This is a genomic window from Vibrio viridaestus (assembly GCF_003856525.1).
In the GTDB taxonomy this organism is placed as follows: Bacteria; Pseudomonadota; Gammaproteobacteria; order Enterobacterales; family Vibrionaceae; genus Vibrio; species Vibrio viridaestus.
The window spans coordinates 1-18,494 of sequence record NZ_RJVQ01000003.1; the positions used below are offsets into that span (position 1 = coordinate 1).

Sequence of the window (18,494 nt, forward strand, 5' to 3'; positions counted from 1 at the left end):
TCGCGGGTGAAGAGCTACCAGAATTAAGCGAAGACGATCTACTCGAAGAAGCGGCATCAGAGCCATCTGAATTAGCGGATGCTGACGAGAGTGGCGAGCCTGGAGACGCTGAGCCGGAAGATGTACTGGCGGAGCTTGCTGATGATGATCTTCCTGAATTTGACGAGGGCGATGCGTTAGCCGAGTCACAAGCAGAGGAAGAGACTGACGAAGCCACTGCTGAAGACGTTGATGCTATCGCGGGTGAAGAGCTACCAGAATTAAGCGAAGACGATCTACTCGAAGAAGCGGTATTAGAGCCATCTGAGTTAGCGGATGCTGACGAGAGTGCACCTGCAGAAGTCGAGCCGGAAGATGTACTGGCGGAGCTTACTGATGATGAAGCACTCATCGATGAGGAAATAGATCTCGAAGATGATGGTCTTGGTTCAACGCTAGAAGACGCACTTTCGGATGACGAATTGCCTGAATTCAGTGAAGAAGACGCAGCAGATAGCTATGAGTTAGATGCAGAAGACGATAGTGAAATACTCGAACAGAGTGATGGAAGTCGTTTAGAACTTGCGGATGAAGATCTTCCCGAGTTTGGTGAAGAAGATTTAGTTACACCTGAGCCGGAGAAAAGTGATAAGTCAATTCCAAGAGGAGAGTTTGACGAGAAAGCTTTAAATGAATTGCTTTCGGAAGACGAGGCCTCAGAAAGATTTAGTATGTCCCAACCTATGGATGATGACTTCATCGATAGCGCAGGTATGAATATCGATACCATGCTTGAAGGCATGGATGGTGAAGACTGGAACGGCTTTAAACTATCACCTGAACATCAGGGTTCCTTGCCATCGGATATTCCAGAAGACGAGCAAGATATCTGGAATGACGCCGTACAAACTGCTGAACCTGAATTGGAAGATGAGAATTGGTCTATTCAGGAAAGCGTGGTTGACAGTGACCCTAAAGAAAAACGTTACATGACCATTGATGAGCTAATGGCTCAGGTTGACGCTGAAGGTGGCGAGTTCGAAGAGCAAGATCTCAAGTTAGATGTAGGATTAAATGAGTTTCCTGACGTTATCGGCAATATTAGTGATATTGATGTAGACAGTAATGCTGAAGCATCTGGAAAATTAGATTTAGCGAAAATCTATATGGAGATGAATGATGAGCAGGGAGCAATAAAACTGCTCGAAGAAGCTATCGTTGATGGAGACGATTCTATACGTCAGGAAGCGAAGAAACTGATTGACCGAATTAACAGAGGTTAGGTTTCGGAAGTAGGTTAGATATTTTTAATAATTAATATTATACTTCCGACCCCATTTTCTAGAGATAAATTAGATGAGAATCGCTTTAGGCATAGAATATAATGGTGCGAATTACTATGGATGGCAAAGGCAGAGAGATGTTGTGAGCGTTCAACAAGAACTCGAAACAGCATTATCACAAATTGCTAATCATCCAGTAGAGGTATCGTGTGCCGGGCGAACTGATGCAGGTGTGCATGGGACAGGACAGGTCGTTCACTTTGATACTGATGTCGATCGGAAGTTAATCGCTTGGATGATGGGGACCAATGCCCATCTTTCAAATAATGTCGCCGTTAGATGGGCTAAAGAAGTCCCAGAGAGCTTTCATGCTAGATTCTCTGCGACGGCAAGGCGTTATCGGTACGTGATTTATAATCATAAACTCCGTCCGGCGATACTGTCTTCAGGAGTGAGTCATTATCATGGTGAGCTTGATGAGAAAAAAATGCATGAAGCAGGTCAGTTTCTTTTGGGTGAGAATGACTTTACCTCATTCCGAGCTGTGCACTGTCAATCGAAAAGCCCTTGGCGTAATATATCGCATCTTAATGTTTTTCGCTCTGGCAACTACGTCGTTATCGATATAAAGGCGAACGCATTTGTCCATCATATGGTACGTAATATTGCTGGAAGTTTAATTACTGTTGGTAAAGGCGAGCAGCCTGTTGAGTGGATACAGTGGTTACTTGGTGCGAAAGATAGAAAACTTGCGTCAGCGACTGCGAAAGCTGAAGGATTGTATTTAGTGCAGGTTGATTATCCTGACGAATTTGGTCTTCCTCGCGAGCATGTCGGACCCTTGTTTTTACCTGATAATCTGAACTCTTTGGTTTAATATAACTCAAATCAGTCAGATGTAATATTTGTGCCATAATAGGTACAACCAGTTTTTTGTCTACACGCAGCGATTAATGTGGTTTAATCCGGTGCGTTTTATTCCGAAAGAATGCCTTTTTTAAGCATGAAAGGTTAGGAGAGAAAGGTCTTCCATGAGTTGGCTCGAAAAGATTTTAGAGAAAAGCAACATTGTTACTTCACGCAAAGCGTCAATACCTGAAGGGGTATGGACGAAATGTACGTCTTGTGAACAAGTGCTTTACTACGCTGAACTAGAGCGTAATTTAGAAGTTTGTCCGAAATGTAATCACCATATGCGTATGAAAGCGCGTAAAAGATTAGAGACTTTCTTAGATGAAGGGAACCGGGTTGAGCTAGGGGACGAGCTTGAACCACAAGACAAATTAAAGTTTAAAGATTCTAAGCGTTATAAAGAGCGTATTGCTGCGGCTCAAAAGTCTAGCGGTGAGAAAGATGCTCTTATCGTAATGAAAGGTGAGTTACTTGGCCTTCCGTTGGTTGCTTGTGCATTCGAATTCTCATTCATGGGCGGTTCAATGGGCTCAGTCGTGGGGGCTCGTTTTGTTAAAGCGGTTGATGCTGCAATTGAAAATAACTGTGGTCTAGTTTGTTTCTCTGCAAGTGGCGGTGCACGTATGCAAGAGGCTCTAATGTCGCTTATGCAAATGGCGAAAACCAGTGCGGCGCTAGAAAAGTTGTCTGAGAAAGGTCTACCTTTTATTTCAGTCATGACTGACCCGACAATGGGTGGTGTTTCAGCGAGTTTAGCAACGTTAGGTGATATCAATATTGGTGAGCCTAAAGCATTGATTGGTTTCGCAGGACGTCGCGTTATTGAACAAACCGTACGTGAAGACTTACCAGAAGGTTTCCAGCGTAGTGAGTTTCTTCTTGAGCATGGTGCGATTGACATGATTGTCGACCGCCGCGAAATGAGAGCCAAGATTGGTGGCCTAATTGCTAAGCTGACTAATTCTGCATCACCGTCAGTACAAACTGAAGAAGATGCCGCTTCTGATGTATCAGAAGAAGAGAAAAAAGGTTAAAGTAGTCGCTAACGAAATCCATAATCTGATGGTTTAAGAGTTAGATGACGAAAATCCAAGTACCTCAAGCCACATCCTCTCTATCGATGTGGCTTGAATATCTTAATAGCATCCATACGTCTGCTATTGATCTCGGTTTAGATAGAGTTCAAGTCGTTGCTAATCAAGCAAATTTAACCAAACCTGCCCCTACTGTTATTACTGTTGCCGGAACCAATGGCAAAGGCTCTACTTGTGCCATGCTGGAAGCCATCCTGATTGATGCAGGGTATAAAGTCGGTGTATACAGCTCCCCCCACTTAATTCGATATACTGAACGCGTGCGTATTAATGGTTCTGAGTTGTCAGAGCAAGAGCATGTTGAGGCATTCCACTATATTGAAGAGATTCGTGGAAAGACAAGTCTGAGCTTTTTTGAATACGGTACTCTGGCAGCTTTACAGTTGTTTAGAACTCATCAGGTTGATGTGGTTGTATTAGAAGTTGGACTTGGTGGACGTTTAGACGCAACCAATGTAGTTGATCATGATGTTTCGGTCATTACCAGTCTCGCAGTCGATCATGTCGATTGGTTAGGTAGTGATATTAATGTTATTGGATTTGAAAAGGCTGGGATCTTTCGTAGTGGTAAGCCTGCTATTTGTGGACAGCCTAATCCGCCAGCAACCGTTGCTGCACATGCTGACGATATCAAAGCTGAGTTTCATCAGGTTGGGATTCAGTTTAGCTATGAGGTTAAACAAGATAGCTGGGATTGGAAAAGTGGTGCATTTGATTTGGTCGATTTACCTCTACCAGGTCTACCTTTGCCTAACGCCGCGACAGCCTTAATGGCATTGGGCTGCTCTGGTCTAGATATTAGCGATTTAAATATTATAAACGGACTGAAAAGGGCTCAGTTACCAGGGCGCATGCAGGTGTTATCTGAATCTCCAACGATTCTACTGGATGTTGCTCATAATCCTCATTCTGCACAATATTTTGCTGAGCAGCTTGGCAAACGATACCCGAATAAAACCGTTCATGCTGTTATTGGTATGCTACATGACAAAGATATCAAAGAGACGATGGCGAAGTTAACTCCTTCTGTTTCGTATTGGTACCCTTGTTCGCTTACTGGACCACGTGCAGCGAAAGCATCAGAGATAAGCTGTCATATTGCTGGTAAAGTGAATGAATATATTGATCCAGCCGCCGCTTTTAATGCCGCTCTGACACAAGCAAAAGAGACTGATGTCATTGTTGTCGTCGGTTCTTTCCATACTGTTGGAGAGGTTTTAGAGTATTGGCAAAGTAAGGAGAAACATAAGTAATGGCAAGTCGATTTCAAAGTCGCTTAGTTGGTACCATTATTCTTGTCTCTATCGGTGTGATTATTTTACCTGATGTGTTTGATGGCAAGAAAACACATTATCAGGAAGATGTAGCAAGCATTCCGCTAAAGCCTGATGTGGGTGATAGTACAGAGACTTATGAAATGCTTGAACCTGAAACGGATAAAGCGGATCTTCCACCTGCGCCGGTAACGGAAAAACAACCGAAGCAGGATAAGTCGGTGCAATCTTCTCCAGAGCCTCAGCGAGATAAGGCACCCGTTCTGGCTAACCCTCAAACTCAGGTTGTTGAAACTCAAGAGCGTAATGTTCCAGAAGCCAATGATTATCAGGATAGTGCGTGGATTATTCAGCTGATGGCGTTAAAGAATGCCGATAATGCGAAAAAGCTCGTAGCTGATTTGCAAAAGCGTGGTTACCAAGCCCATACAAAAGTAGAAAATGGCTTTACCCGAGTTATCATAGGTCCTGATGTTTCAAAGAGTAAGCTCGAACGCCAATTGACCGAATTGGAAAAAATTACCGGTGCAAAAGGTCGATTGATTAATTTTAAACCACTAAATCCTTAAGAAAACGTTTGCGTGCGCGTTTTTTCTGTTAAAATGCGCGCCAACTTAAGATGTAAATGCACATATGAATTGGTTAGATATTGTCATTTTGAGTGTGATCGGCCTGTCAGCGCTGATTAGCTTGATTCGTGGCTTCTCAAAAGAAGCATTGTCATTGATAATTTGGATAGGCGCTTTTTTTATTGCGGGTCATTACTACCCTAAACTAGCGGTTTATTTTTCTAATATTAAAGACGAAATGTTTCGTAATGGTGCTGCGATTGCAGCGTTGTTTGTTGCTACGCTGATTGTAGGAGCGATTGTCAACTATGTGGTTGGTCAATTAGTCCAAAAGACGGGCTTGTCCGGAACGGATAGAGTTCTTGGCGTCGTCTTTGGCGGGCTACGGGGCGTTTTAATTGTCGCCGCGATCCTATTTTTTATGGATGCATTTACAGCATTCCCAAGTTCAGAATGGTGGAAGAATTCGCAATTGGTGCCACAATTTAGTTGGATAATTGTATGGTTCTTTGACCATTTAAAAACTTCATCAAGTTTTCTATCAGGTACTGTTTAGACGGTGCCTGTTAATTGTCGCAAATCGAGGATTAACACATGTGTGGTATTGTTGGAATCGTTGGTACATCACCTGTAAACCAGTCAATTTATGACGCTCTTACGGTCTTACAGCATCGTGGCCAAGATGCCGCTGGTATTTGTACCATAGATAGCAATCGTTTTCGTCAACGTAAGGCGAACGGTTTAGTGAAGGACGTATTTGCTGCAAAGCACATGCAACGTCTTCAGGGAACAGTTGGAATTGGCCATGTTCGTTATCCAACGGCGGGTAGTTCCAGCGCATCAGAAGCTCAACCATTCTACGTAAACTCGCCTTTCGGTATCACACTTGCACACAACGGTAACCTGACAAATGCTCAGGAAGTTCGTGAGAAGTTGTTCGAGAAAGATCGTCGTCATATCAATACTACCTCTGATTCTGAAGTACTTTTGAATGTACTGGCACACGAAATCGACATGGTTAAAGGTAACGTTACCGACGATGATGTTTTCCGTGCAGTGACCAACGTTCATCGTACTATCCGTGGTGCCTACGCTGTTGTTGCGATGATAATTGGTCATGGAATGATAGCGTTTCGTGACCCACATGGTATTCGTCCTCTATGCCTAGGTAAAAGAATTGAAAACGGCAGAACAGAGTACATGGTTGCATCTGAGTCTGTGGCTCTCGATGCGATCGGTTTTGAGTTTGTTAGTGATGTTGCTCCAGGTGAAGCGATTTACGCGACATTCGAGGGTGAGCTGTTTACAAAGCAGTGTGCAGATAACCCTTCTCTGAACCCTTGTATTTTCGAGTACGTATATTTCGCACGCCCTGACTCATTTATTGATGAGATCTCTGTATACGCGGCTCGCGTAGAAATGGGTAAAAAGTTGGGAGAGCGTATCAAGACTGAATACTCTGAGCTTGATATTGATGTTGTTATCCCAATCCCAGAAACATCAAATGATATTGCGCTGCAAATAGCACAAGCTATTGAGAAGCCATACAGACAAGGTTTTGTAAAAAACCGTTATGTCGGCCGTACGTTTATTATGCCAGGTCAGCAGCAACGTGTTAAATCTGTACGTCGTAAACTCAACGCGATTCGTTCAGAGTTTAAAGATAAAAACGTTCTACTTGTGGATGACTCGATTGTTCGTGGTACGACATCTGAGCAGATTGTAGAAATGGCTCGTGAGTCAGGTGCGAACAAAGTATTCATGGTATCTGCTGCACCAGAAATTCGTTTCCCGAATGTATATGGTATTGATATGCCAAGTGTTCATGAACTGATTGCTCATGGTCGCGACGTTGATTCAATCTGTGAAAAAATTGGTGCCGATGCGTTAATCTTCCAAAAGCTCGATGACTTAGTCGAAGCTGTAGGTAAAGGTAACCCAAGTGTTGAGCGTTTTGAAACGTCAGTGTTCAATGGTGAATACGTTACGGGCGATATCGATCATGAATATCTTGAGTTCTTGGAATCTATGCGTAGCGATGATGCAAAAGTTCAGCGTGAAATTCAGCAAGATTTAGCGAACTTAGAGCTGTATAACGAAGCTTAATTATAAAAACGACGTTGTTGGCTAGCGACGGATATATCTCAGTAATGGAATAGCCAAAATACTGAGATGCAGGAAAAACCAGATACATTTTCTGTATCTGGTTTTTTTATGTTAATTAAACAGTGTGGTTAACCGAAAGCCTGCAATCTTGTGAACTTCATTCATAGCAAGTTCAAACTCAACCTCAGGCGTATTCTGTAAACGTAATTTGAAGTCTTCCAAGATAATATCTTTAGTTGTTCCTTTCACGGCCTTAATAAATGGAAAACCAAACTTGGTTCGATAAGCATCATTTAGCTGAGTAAAGCTCGTTAGCTCTTCTTCTGTACATTGATCTAACCCAGCTCCCGATTGTTCAGATATAGACGAATCAGTCATGTCTCCAGCTAGAGCAGCTTTACCAGCCAGATCTGGGTGAGCACAAAGCAGCGACAGTATCGTTTGCTCAGAGGCATTATCAACGATTCGAACCATAGTCGACTGTATCCATGCTTGAGATAAAGTCACTTCCTCACAATCTGTTTTTTGCTTTATTTCCCAAAGTTCTCTCGCCACCCACTGAGAATGTTCGTAAATATCCCCGAACATATTTACAAACTGCTCCTGATCTAAATCGTTAACTACCTGGCTGTTGAGCTGCATAGAAATTCCTTTTCTTGTTTTTGTATCGATATTCAACAATAGCTTGATAATGGCATACATTTTGTTCTAACGTGATTTATTACTAAAGTAAATTAAGACGTTTTGATAAACAAGGAGGTATTTTGGGTCACTTAACCACACACATATTGGATACAACACAGGGTATTGCAGCTAGAGGTGTGACGATTCGACTGTACAGATTGGCGGATAACCAGACCAAGCATCTCCTCAAGACAACCGTTTCTAACGATGATGGACGTTGTAATGAACCTCTATTGAGTGGTGATGACTTTCAGCGAGGCCGTTATGAATTGGAATTTGATATGGGGCGATATTTTAGTCAGCAGCAAGGCCTAAACGAGCAAATCCGTTTTCTCGATGTCATCGTGATTCGCTTCGGTATCGATGACGAGTTAAGCCATTATCACGTGCCCATCATTGCTACTCCCTATTCTTACAGTACCTATCGCGGTAGTTGATTTTTATGCACCTTGTTGGGCTTTGATGTGCAACAGTGGTGCAATTCCTTACAAACACATCCCCAATAGTTCATCGCTAAATTTCACTTAAATCTAGCCAAACCCCTGAAACCATTGTTTCAGGTTGATTGTATACAAGAAACGATCGTTTTGGGTACAAATCTTGCCAATAGACTTTTGTGCTTTGAAATATCTAGGAAGGAAATCGGAATGAAAGCAATTGTTATTGGTGCTGGGGTTGGTGGTATGTCGGCTGCCGCGGCATTGAAAAAGCAAGGTATTGAGTGCGAAATATTTGAGGCAATTAAAGATATTAAGCCGGTGGGGGCGGCGATATCGGTCTGGTCTAATGGCGTCAAATGCATGAACCATCTTGGGATGGGGAGCATTATGGATGCACTTGGTGGACCGATGCATTATATGGCCTATAAAGAAGGTAAAACGGCCGAAGTTATGACTCAGTTTAGTCTGAAACCTTTGGTTGAATTAGTTGGCGAACGTCCTTGTCCGGTTTCACGTGCAGATTTACAGGCAAGTATGATTGATTGGTGGGGTAGCGAATCAATCCATTTTGGTAAGAGACTGGCTGAGATTGACCAAGATTCTACAGGAGTCACTGTTACTTTCACTGATGGTTCAACAGCAACGGCCGATTTTTTAATTGCGGCAGATGGTACACATTCAGTTGCTAGGGAATATGTACTTGGATATAAAGTTGAGCGACGTTATGCAGGCTACGTTAATTGGAATGGATTGGTAGAGATAGATGAGTCTATCGCACCGGCAGACCAATGGACGACATTCGTTGCTGATGGCAAACGTGTATCCGTCATGCCTATCGCGGACAATCGTTTTTACTTTTTCTTTGATGTCCCTTTGCCATTGGGGTTAAAGGAAGATAGAACTACGCTAATTTCCGATCTTAAACGTTACTTTGAAGGGTGGTCACAGCCAGTTCAAACGCTTATCGATGCTATTGATCCGCAAACAACAAACCGGATAGAGATCCACGATATTGAGCCATTTGAACCACTAGTCAAAGGTCGAGTTGCACTGCTTGGCGATGCTGGACACAGTACGACTCCCGATATCGGGCAGGGTGGATGTGCAGCTTTAGAAGATTCCGTTGTATTAGGAAAGTGTTTTACAGATAACGTAACGGTGGAACAAGCGCTTCAGCACTATCAGGAGCAACGAGTCGACAGAGTTAAAGATTTAGTACTGAAAGCACGTAAGCGCTGTGACGTCACTCATGGAATGGAACCTAAAGCTACAGAAGCTTGGTATCAGGAACTACGAGCGGAAACGGGCGAAAATATAATGGATGGTTTACAAAAAACCATTATGGGTGGACCGTTATAACTTACCTAAATAAGTAAAGTCAGTAAAAACAACAGATACAGGCAGTCGTGCGTCTTGAAATGTTACGTTCGTTGCTAATGTACATAAAATGGAAACGACCGCGTCAGGAAGAGTGGTAAATAACACTAGGAGAGTATATATGAGATCAGTTCTTCGGATATCACTATTAGCAGGCTTGGCTATCAGTTCAATTGCAAATGCCGCAGATAAAGTTACGTTTCAACTTGATTGGCTTCCTGGAGGCGATAAGGCTCCTGTTTACGTCGGCATTCAAGAAGGCTTCTTTGCTGAAAAAGGCTTGGATGTGTCTATTGCAAATGGACGAGGCTCAACCGATGCTCTGACCAAAATTGCGACAGGCCATGCGGATATTGGCTCGGCTGATATTGGGGCATTAATGGCAGCTAAAGCTCAGGATGATATCCCAGTTGTCGCTATTTCGTCTTATTTTACCCAAGCCCCTCACGCATTTTTTGCACTGGAAGGATCGGGCATAAAGTCGATAAAAGACCTTAAAGGTAAGAAAGTAGCGACTTCGCCTTTTACGTCATCTAATGCTTTTTTACCGCTTGTTCTTAAAGAAAATGGTCTCGACGAAAAGCAAATTAATCTTGTTAAAACGGATCCTGGTGCGTTAGGTCCGATGATGATTACCGGTAATACTGACGCAATTATTGCCTGGGTAACCAATACGGCATTATTCCGTGATCAAGCTAAGAGCGCAGGCAAGAAAGTGGTTGAGCTTCCTTGGTCTGATGCTGGACTCTCACTTTACAGCTCATCATTATTAGCATCGGAAACGTTTCTAAAACAAAGACCTGATGTCGCTAAGCGCTTTGTAGAAGCATTTAACAAGTCTGTTCAGTTTACCTATGCTCATCCCGATAAAGCTGGCGATGATCTACATAAAATGGTCCCAGAAGTTGACGCTAAGATTGTCGCAGCTCAAATAACCAGTATCAAAGGATTAGTCTACAACGACATATCTGAAAAGGATGGTATCGGCCACTTTTCACCACAACGAGTGCAGCAGACATGGAAGTATGTCGCGGCTGCAAATGAGTTGAGCGAAGATTCTCTGGAGCCAGCCAAAATTATCGATACATCATTTCTAGCGGAGTAGGGTATGGAAAGTAGTACGAGTGCACCAACGTCTTACGTAAGCATGAAAAATGTTGGCCATTGTTATGACCCAAGTGTCAATGATGTGATGGCTGTACAGCATATCGATTTAGATATTTATCGTCATGAATTCGTTGCAGTAGTTGGTCCATCAGGATGTGGTAAATCAACTCTGTTACGTATGGTCTCTGGGTTGTTAATTCCCTCTCATGGAGAGGTGTCGGTTTTTAATCGCCCAGTGACTGAACCGAGAGAAGATGTCGGTATTGTTTTTCAAAAGCCCAATTTACTTCCTTGGCTGACTGTGAGAAAGAACGTTCTTTTCCCGCTAAAACACAAATATGGGAGTTACTCGAAAAAAGACGAAAAGCGTACGGATGAGCTTTTGGAAATGGCTGGATTGAGTCAATTCGCCGATAAGATGCCGGATGAGTTGTCTGGTGGAATGCAGCAAAGAGTCGGGATTATAAGGGCGCTATTGCTTAATCCGGATATTTTATTGATGGATGAACCATTCTCTGCATTAGATGCATTAACGAGAGAGCAAATTGGGTTCGACTTGTTAAAAATTTGGAATGATAACCCGAAAACGGTTTTATTTATTACGCACTCAATTAGTGAAGCTGTATTGCTGGCCGATAGAGTCTTAGTCATGAGTAAACGTCCTGGGTCCGTTCTCGATTTAATTGATGTTGATATTCCAAGACCACGCACGAGTAAAACGATCAATGATCCGCGTTTTGCAGAACTTACTGATACTATTCGGGGGCATATCTATGAGCCAAACGTATCAATCTAAATCCTGGATTGCTCAGCAAACGTATCGCATGGCACCCGTCATTTTCTTTATCTTTCTCTTATTGGCATGGGAGTTTATTTGTCGAGTAGGCTCGGTTCCCAGTTACATATTGCCTTCACCTAGTGCTATTGTGGATGCCTTTTTTAATGTTCCAATCACTCGTTGGTTAGATCATTTGTGGGCTACGCTCCGAGTGGCATTGAGTGGGTTTATTGTTTCTTTGGTCATTGCCATTCCACTTGCGATCGGTATGGTGAGATCCGAGTTGCTCAACAGAACGTTATATCCGGTACTAATCGTAATTCAGTCAACACCTGTAGTCGCTGTTGCACCACTTATCATTGTGCTTTTAGGTACGGAAGACCCATCAAGGATTCTCATTACCTGTCTTATTACGTTTTTTCCATTAGTCGTTTCAACGACGACTGGACTACTGGAAACACCGCCTGAATTAATTGAATTAAGTCAGTCATTGAGAGCGCCAAGATACAGAGAAACCTGGCAAATCCGCATCCCTTATGCGATTCCTCATATTTTTAGTGGCGTCCGAGTCTCTATTACTCTGGCTATTATCGGTGCAGTGGTCGCGGAGTTTGTTGCGGCAGATAAAGGACTTGGTTACTTCATCCAGTTCTCGACGTCCTATTTTAAAATACCGCAAGCCTTTGCCGGTTTGTTCTTTCTGGCGGCGATCAGCTTACTGCTGTTTAAGTCCGTACAATGGATTCAAGTTTGGTTGTTTCCATGGAGCTTGCCCAAAAAGAAAAAATAAAAAAAAGGCTTCCTCGGAAGCCTTCTTCTTATTAAAGAGTCATCGCGGCGATCCAGCCAAAGATAACCAAGGGGATATTGTAGTGTATAAATGTGGGTACAACGGTTTCCCAAATATGTTCATGCTGACCATCGGCATTTAGGCCTGCTGTAGGTCCTAAGGTTGAGTCGGATGCAGGGGAACCAGCATCGCCAAGTGCTGCCGCTGTTCCAACAAGAGCAATCGTTGCCATTGGTGAAAATCCAAATGCCAGAGCTAATGGTACGTAAATAGTGGCAATGATAGGGATGGTCGAAAATGAAGAACCGATGCCCATTGTGACCAAAAGACCGACGATTAACATCAGTAGAGCTGCTAGTGGTTTATTGTCACCGATACTATCTGATAGAGAATGTACCAGTGTTTCAACTCCGCCAGTTTCTTTCATAACTGCAGCAAAACCCGCAGCAGCAATCATAATGAAACCAATCATTGCCATCATATGTACGCCGCGAGTGAATACGTCTTGAGTCTCTTTCCACTTGATGACACCACCAAAAGCAAACACCATGAAGCCCGTCAAAGCACCCACGACCATAGACTCTGTAGTCAGCTGAACAGATAGAGCCGCGATGATGCCAATAATTGCAACGATAATGTTTTTCTTATTAATCGTAACGTCACTTGCGTTCACCACCGTCAAATCATTTTCTTCGTATTCTCTAGGTTTACGATAAGTGAAAAAGACAGCCATGAGCAAACCAAAGACCATTCCTGCTCCTGGTAGCAGCATTGCTGTAGGAATCTGAGAAGCTGTTACGTGAAGGAGTCCATTGTCTCTAAGGTTTTTCAATAGTATGTCGTTAAGAAATATACCGCCAAAGCCAATTGGTAGAACCATATAGGGGGTAATTAAACCAAAGGTCAGGATACAAGCGATAAGACGACGGTCTATCTTTAGCTTCGCAAAAACGCCTAAAAGAGGTGGAATTAAAATGGGAATAAATGCGATATGGACTGGGATAACGTTTTGCGATGACATAGTAACAAGAACTAATGCAAACAGCATAGCGTATTTAAATCCTAGACTAGCTGCATTATGGTCTTTACCAGAAATCTTTCTCACAACACTTTGTGCAACTAAATCGGTTACACCCGATTTGGAAATTGCCACAGCAAAGGCTCCGAGCATTGCATAACTCAGGGCAATATTAGCGCCTCCACCAAGGCCACTTTCAAATGCTGCGACAGCATCATTAAGGGACATCCCTGAAAATAAGCCACCAATGATGGCACTAAATGTGAGTGCAACGACCACATTTACCCGCATCAATGCCAAAATCAGCATAATGCAAACGGATATTACAACAGGATTCATACTACTCTCGTCTGTTATTTTTAGTCTAAATGTAAAAAATATTTTTAATTATTATCTTCGTTATCATCGCTAATCAGAGGCCAGCCACCAAGGTCTTTCCACTTATTAACGATTCCGCAGAATAAGTCTGCTGTCTTTTGCGTGTCATATAGCGCTGAATGCGCTTCTTTTGCGTCAAATTTCATACCTGCTGTTTTACAAGCTTTAGCTAAAACGGTTTGACCGTAAGCCAGTCCAGCTAATGTTGCAGTATCGAATGTAGCAAACGGGTGAAAAGGAACTCTTTTAAGTTTTGCTCTCTCATTAGCGGCTTTAACAAAGCTATGATCGAAATGAGCATTGTGGGCGACAATAATTGCGCGTTGGCAACCTGCATCCTTCTGTTCTTTGCGAATTTGTCTGTAGATTTCTTTAAGCGCTTCTTCTTCACTGACCGCCCCTCGAAGAGGGCTAAAAGGGTCTCGAATACCATTGAACTCAAGCGCTTCTTTTTCTAGGTTAGCACCCTCGAATGGCATTATGTGAAAGTGCATCGTGGTGGCTGGTTGTAAATATCCCTGCTCATCCATTTTGGTTGTAATCGCACAGATTTCGAGTAACGCATCGGTTTCAGCATTAAAGCCTGCGGTCTCTACGTCGATAACAACAGGTAAATAGCCACGGAAACGTGCTTTTAACAGAGAGGTATCGCTGTGATTTGCCATGATTGCCCTAGATTATAAAATAGGGGAGGCATTATTACAGATAATGGAGATTAGCAAAACCCTGATCGAAAAACATTGCTGCTTTTTGCCTATTTTATTTGGTCTGGTTCTTGCTATATCTCTATGGGTTGAGTTGTAACGGCATTTTTTTGCCGCTTTGGGTTGTTGTTTGGAGTATTTAACGTGAAGAATAAGTGGTTTCTAAAAGTATCGATAGGAATTGCGGTCGTATCTGCGACTACTGCTTATGCGATGGATACGCGTTACGTCGCCAAACCTACTGAGTCGCATTGGGATATGCTCAAGGACACGCCACTGGAGTGCCAACTTGTCCATCCTATTCCTCATTATGGTACCGCTCAATTTACAGCCCGAGCAAGCAAAAAGCTCAACCTTGACTTTGAACTAAAGATGAATCGTCCGATGGGCGAGACAAGACAGGTTTCTTTAGTGTCTATGCCACCTTCCTGGAGGCCGGGAGAGCGTGCTGAACAAGTAGAGAACCTAAAGTTCTTCCAGCAGTTCGATGGTTATATTGGTGGCCAGACAGCTTGGCTTATGCTGACCGAACTAGAAAGAGGCCGTTTCCCAACCTTTAGCTATCAAGAATGGCAACGGAAGGATAAACGCATTGAAGTAGCATTATCGTCAGTACTTTTCCAACAAAAATACGACGACTTTAGCCAATGTATCAGTCGTTTACTGCCGTACAGCTTTGAGGATATTTCCTTTACGATTCTTCATTATGATCGAGATAGTCTTCAAGTGAATAAGGCTTCTCAAAAGCGTTTGGCGCAGATTGCTGAGTATATCCGTTACAATCAGGATATCGATTTGGTTTTGGTTTCCACGTATACCGATGGCGATGGAACTAAAAGTGAGCGGCAGGATTTATCCGAGCGACGGGCAGAAGTGTTACAAGAATATTTCCAATCGTTGGGACTTCCTGGCGATCGTATTCAAGTAGAAGGTTATGGTAAAAGACGACCTATTGCTGACGATGCGTCTCCTGTTGGTAAAGAGAAAAACCGCCGCGTAGTTATTTCTTTAGGTCGTTCACAAGTCTAGTTGAGTTTAAATCGCTTGATTAGATTACAGTTCGATGCTGTCTCTATATTTTGTACGACACTTGCGATAGCAGGATTAGGGTGGCGCTTCATGTATTCGATAAGCGCCTTTTTACAGCAGCCTAATGAATCAATAAATGAATCACACTCACGATTCTGACATTGTGGCACTAGCATCAGTACTTTTTCAGAAGCCAGTTGCAAGTATTTCAATTCGAACTCTTGATCACCGATACTACGCCATAGCTTGGCCATATTGTGGCAAGAGTAGATGGAAACTGTGAGTTTATCATCTAAGGATAGTGCTTGAGACTGCTGCAATTCATCACTGATCGCCAGAGCTTGCTGGTAATGCAAAATACTGTTCATGAAGTCGTTCTTCTTTAACGCATCTTCGGCGATTAGGGTGTGTTGTTCCCATTGCAACATAGTCATCTTATTCGCTCCTCTAACGATGATTCCAATAAAATAAATGATAATCATTATCATGTAAAGATAAAAATAAAGCGGCTCGATGGCCGCTTTATTTAGATTAAAAATTCGTTTTTTGGTTAGTCGTTACCGAGACCTTTCCCTGCTGATTTATTTTCAATCAGCTCAATCATGTAACCATTTGGATCTTTGATAAATGCGATATTTGTCGTACCACCTTTTACAGGACCAGGTTCGCGAGTCACTACGCCACCCATCTCTTTCACACGGTCACATGTACCAGTAAGGTCATCAACACCAATTGCGATGTGCCCGTAAGCATTACCTAAATCATACTCAGAAGTACCCCAGTTGTACGTCAACTCGATAACAGCACCTTCTGACTCTTCACAATAGCCAATAAAGGCAAGAGTATATTTGTATTCTTCGTTTTCGCTTTTGCGAAGTAATTTCATACCCATTACATCAGTGTAGAATGCGATAGAACGATCAAGATCGCCTACACGTAACATGGTATGAAGAAGTCTTGTATTTGACATAGCTTTGCTCCTAGCTTTCCGGGTAGATTTTCTCTTTGTATTCACAAAGATCTTCTATTATGCAGCTGCCACAACGTGGTTTACGCGCTATGCATGTATAGCGACCATGAAGGATCAACCAGTGATGTACGTCCACTTTAAATTCTTTCGGTACGACTTTTAACAGTTTTTGTTCTACTTCATCTACGTTTTTACCAACCGCAAATTTGGTGCGGTTAGAGACACGAAATATATGCGTATCGACTGCTATTGTTGGCCAGCCGAAAGCGGTGTTTAGGACCACATTCGCCGTTTTTCTTCCAACGCCAGGAAGGGCTTCTAATGCAGCTCTATCCTCAGGAACTTGACCACCATGTTTTTCAACTAGCATTCGGCAGGTCTTAATTACGTTTTCAGCTTTAGAATTAAATAAACCGATAGTTTTTATGTAGTCTTTTACGCCATCAACGCCGAGGTCAAGAATGGCTTGTGGTGTATTTGCTACTGGATACAGTTTCGCGGTGGCCTTGTTGACACTAACATCGGTAGCTTGTGCACTTAGTAAAACGGATATCAAAAGCTCAAATGGATTTGTCCAAACCAGTTCGGTTTCTGGTTTTGGATTATTTGCTCGCAAGCGTTCGAGAATTTCTACTCTTTTTTCTTTATTCATAGGAATAGTTGATATCACTGAGTAACGTTAGTCACTCGTGCTCTCTCAATTTTAGGTTTAGTTTCTTTTGGTTTTCTCTGTGCAACACCACTATCGATGACATTTTTTATTGCAATTAGCAGGCCGACAAAAATAAACGCACCAGGCGGTAACATGGCGAGTAAAAAACCATTATCTAAATGAACGACTTCAATTCTGAGGGATTTAGCCCAATCACCCAAGAGTAAATTCGCGTTATCAAACAATGTTCCCTGGCCTAGAACCTCCCGAATCATGCCTAATACGACTAATACGGCGGTCATCCCTAGCCCCATCCAAAAGCCATCTAGTGCAGCGGGAATGGGTTGGTTTTTTGATGCATAGGCTTCTGCACGACCAATGATAATACAGTTAGTTACGATCAAGGGGATGAAAATACCAAGTGACAGGTATAGTTCGTAGGCATAGGCGTTCATCAATAATTGAACGCAAGTAACCAGAGAGGCGATAATCATAACGAAAATCGGAATACGGACATCTTTAGGAACGTAATCTTTTACCAGAGAGACGGTCACGTTAGAGCAAACCAAGACTAAAAGTGTTGCTACCCCTAAACCAAGAGCATTTGTGACTGTTGATGACACAGCAAGAAGCGGGCACAAGCCGAGCAACTGAACCAGTGCCGGGTTGTTTTTCCACATACCGTTGGTCATTAATTCTTTGTTTGCGCTCATCTTAATCTCCTGTTGAGCAGTCAAGAGGCTGCGAATATATTTTGTCACGATTACTCGCGACAAATTCAAGAGTATTCTTGATCGCTTTGACTACTGCTCTCGGTGTAATTGTCGCACCAGTAAACTGATCAAATTGCCCACCGTCTTTACGTACATGCCACATGGCTTGATTGTCTGCAGTAAGATATTTGCCTGTGAATCCAAGAATCCAATCAGAAACCCTAAGGTCAATTTTGTCACCTAATCCCGGTGTCTCTTGCTGTGATAACACTCGAGTACCGGTCACGATACCTTTATTATTGACGCCAACGATTAATTTGATTTCACCGTTATATCCATCAGGTGCTATGGATTCGATTGCCATACCTGTTGGTTCACCATTTTTGCGCGCTATATACGCGTGAACTTTGGGGGCCTTAGTCAGATAATCGAGAGTAACCAGTGTACAAGACTTATACAAATCATTGTCAAACTCCGTTTTAGGAATGACTTGATTCAGAACGGCTAGAAGTTGTACTCGTTGCTGTTCCTTGATTTGGTTTGCAGTAAAATATTGCGTTACTGCAACCAACCCTGTTGAGGCACAGGCAAAAATAGCCAAAATTAATCCATTTTTTTTGATCGCATTAATCATTAG

The 18,494-nt window shown here is 42.7% G+C and carries 21 protein-coding genes; 13 read left to right on the forward strand and 8 right to left on the reverse strand.

From position 1 onward, the window contains the following. The 7 genes from EES38_RS07565 to purF all read left to right on the forward strand — a co-directional run. A partial coding sequence (locus EES38_RS07565) for a FimV/HubP family polar landmark protein (RefSeq protein ID WP_279432211.1) occupies positions 1-1,262 on the forward strand: 1,262 nt, incomplete at its 5' end. Between the two features lie 73 nt (positions 1,263-1,335). Beyond that, on the forward strand, positions 1,336-2,139 hold the full coding sequence (gene truA, locus EES38_RS07570; RefSeq protein WP_124936585.1) for a tRNA pseudouridine(38-40) synthase TruA: 804 nt from the start codon (positions 1,336-1,338) through the stop codon (positions 2,137-2,139). 154 nt (positions 2,140-2,293) lie between these two features. Further along, positions 2,294-3,208, forward strand: coding sequence for an acetyl-CoA carboxylase, carboxyltransferase subunit beta (gene accD, locus EES38_RS07575; protein ID WP_124936586.1), 915 nt, complete (start codon positions 2,294-2,296; stop codon positions 3,206-3,208). 44 nt (positions 3,209-3,252) lie between these two features. Continuing rightward, entirely contained in the window at positions 3,253-4,521 is a 1,269-nt protein-coding gene (gene folC, locus EES38_RS07580; protein WP_124936587.1) for a bifunctional tetrahydrofolate synthase/dihydrofolate synthase, read from the forward strand. After that, positions 4,521-5,111, forward strand: coding sequence for an SPOR domain-containing protein (locus tag EES38_RS07585; protein WP_124936588.1), 591 nt, complete (start codon positions 4,521-4,523; stop codon positions 5,109-5,111). The genes folC and EES38_RS07585 overlap by 1 nt, the downstream gene beginning before the upstream one ends. 64 nt (positions 5,112-5,175) lie before the next feature. Further along, positions 5,176-5,667, forward strand: coding sequence for a CvpA family protein (locus EES38_RS07590; protein ID WP_124936589.1), 492 nt, complete (start codon positions 5,176-5,178; stop codon positions 5,665-5,667). 38 nt (positions 5,668-5,705) lie between these two features. After that, the gene (gene purF / locus EES38_RS07595; protein WP_124936590.1) at positions 5,706-7,217 is read left to right on the forward strand and encodes an amidophosphoribosyltransferase; all 1,512 of its coding nucleotides are present in this window, start codon (positions 5,706-5,708) and stop codon (positions 7,215-7,217) included. A gap of 111 nt (positions 7,218-7,328) precedes the next feature. On the opposite strand, the gene uraD is transcribed toward purF, so the two are convergent. Next, complete coding sequence (uraD, locus tag EES38_RS07600) at positions 7,329-7,859, reverse strand: 2-oxo-4-hydroxy-4-carboxy-5-ureidoimidazoline decarboxylase (RefSeq protein WP_124936591.1); 531 nt, start codon at positions 7,857-7,859, stop codon at positions 7,329-7,331. Between the two features lie 122 nt (positions 7,860-7,981). Between uraD and uraH the strand changes: the two genes are divergently transcribed. The 5 genes from uraH (at position 7,982) to EES38_RS07625 (ending at position 12,393) form a co-directional block, all read left to right on the forward strand. Further along, the gene (gene uraH, locus EES38_RS07605) at positions 7,982-8,338 is read left to right on the forward strand and encodes a hydroxyisourate hydrolase (RefSeq protein ID WP_124936592.1); all 357 of its coding nucleotides are present in this window, start codon (positions 7,982-7,984) and stop codon (positions 8,336-8,338) included. A gap of 210 nt (positions 8,339-8,548) precedes the next feature. Beyond that, positions 8,549-9,700 (forward strand): FAD-dependent urate hydroxylase HpxO, encoded by a 1,152-nt coding sequence (gene hpxO, locus EES38_RS07610; protein ID WP_124936593.1) that lies wholly within the window; start codon positions 8,549-8,551, stop codon positions 9,698-9,700. A gap of 139 nt (positions 9,701-9,839) precedes the next feature. Continuing rightward, positions 9,840-10,823 carry an ABC transporter substrate-binding protein gene (locus EES38_RS07615; protein ID WP_124936594.1) on the forward strand — a complete coding sequence of 328 codons (984 nt, stop codon included), beginning with the start codon at positions 9,840-9,842 and terminating at the stop codon, positions 10,821-10,823. A 3-nt stretch (positions 10,824-10,826) separates the two neighbouring features. Then, positions 10,827-11,621 carry an ABC transporter ATP-binding protein gene (locus EES38_RS07620; RefSeq protein ID WP_124936595.1) on the forward strand — a complete coding sequence of 265 codons (795 nt, stop codon included), beginning with the start codon at positions 10,827-10,829 and terminating at the stop codon, positions 11,619-11,621. Beyond that, positions 11,599-12,393 (forward strand): ABC transporter permease, encoded by a 795-nt coding sequence (locus EES38_RS07625; protein WP_124936596.1) that lies wholly within the window; start codon positions 11,599-11,601, stop codon positions 12,391-12,393. The genes EES38_RS07620 and EES38_RS07625 overlap by 23 nt, the downstream gene beginning before the upstream one ends. A gap of 31 nt (positions 12,394-12,424) precedes the next feature. On the opposite strand, the gene EES38_RS07630 is transcribed toward EES38_RS07625, so the two are convergent. Both EES38_RS07630 and rnt read right to left on the reverse strand, forming a co-directional pair. Further along, positions 12,425-13,750: a Na+/H+ antiporter family protein gene (locus tag EES38_RS07630; RefSeq protein WP_124936597.1), complete on the reverse strand. Its 1,326-nt coding sequence runs from the start codon at positions 13,748-13,750 to the stop codon at positions 12,425-12,427. 44 nt (positions 13,751-13,794) lie between these two features. Then, positions 13,795-14,454, reverse strand: a complete 660-nt coding sequence (gene rnt / locus EES38_RS07635; protein WP_124936598.1) for a ribonuclease T — start codon at positions 14,452-14,454, stop codon at positions 13,795-13,797. 213 nt (positions 14,455-14,667) lie between these two features. Between rnt and motY the strand changes: the two genes are divergently transcribed. Beyond that, entirely contained in the window at positions 14,668-15,522 is an 855-nt protein-coding gene (gene motY, locus EES38_RS07640) for a flagellar protein MotY (RefSeq protein ID WP_243694179.1), read from the forward strand. Here the strand turns inward: motY and EES38_RS07645 are convergent. The 5 genes from EES38_RS07645 to rsxG form a co-directional block, all read right to left on the reverse strand. Further along, on the reverse strand, positions 15,519-15,956 hold the full coding sequence (locus EES38_RS07645; RefSeq protein ID WP_124936599.1) for a DUF2753 family protein: 438 nt from the start codon (positions 15,954-15,956) through the stop codon (positions 15,519-15,521). The genes motY and EES38_RS07645 overlap by 4 nt on opposite strands. Before the next feature lie 116 nt (positions 15,957-16,072). After that, complete coding sequence (gloA, locus tag EES38_RS07650) at positions 16,073-16,492, reverse strand: lactoylglutathione lyase (protein ID WP_124936600.1); 420 nt, start codon at positions 16,490-16,492, stop codon at positions 16,073-16,075. A 10-nt stretch (positions 16,493-16,502) separates the two neighbouring features. Further along, positions 16,503-17,144 (reverse strand): endonuclease III, encoded by a 642-nt coding sequence (gene nth, locus EES38_RS07655; RefSeq protein ID WP_124937176.1) that lies wholly within the window; start codon positions 17,142-17,144, stop codon positions 16,503-16,505. Between the two features lie 14 nt (positions 17,145-17,158). Further along, the gene (locus EES38_RS07660) at positions 17,159-17,857 is read right to left on the reverse strand and encodes an electron transport complex subunit E (protein WP_124936601.1); all 699 of its coding nucleotides are present in this window, start codon (positions 17,855-17,857) and stop codon (positions 17,159-17,161) included. 1 nt (position 17,858) lies between these two features. Further along, on the reverse strand, positions 17,859-18,491 hold the full coding sequence (gene rsxG / locus EES38_RS07665; protein ID WP_124936602.1) for an electron transport complex subunit RsxG: 633 nt from the start codon (positions 18,489-18,491) through the stop codon (positions 17,859-17,861). Positions 18,492-18,494 lie beyond the last annotated feature (3 nt).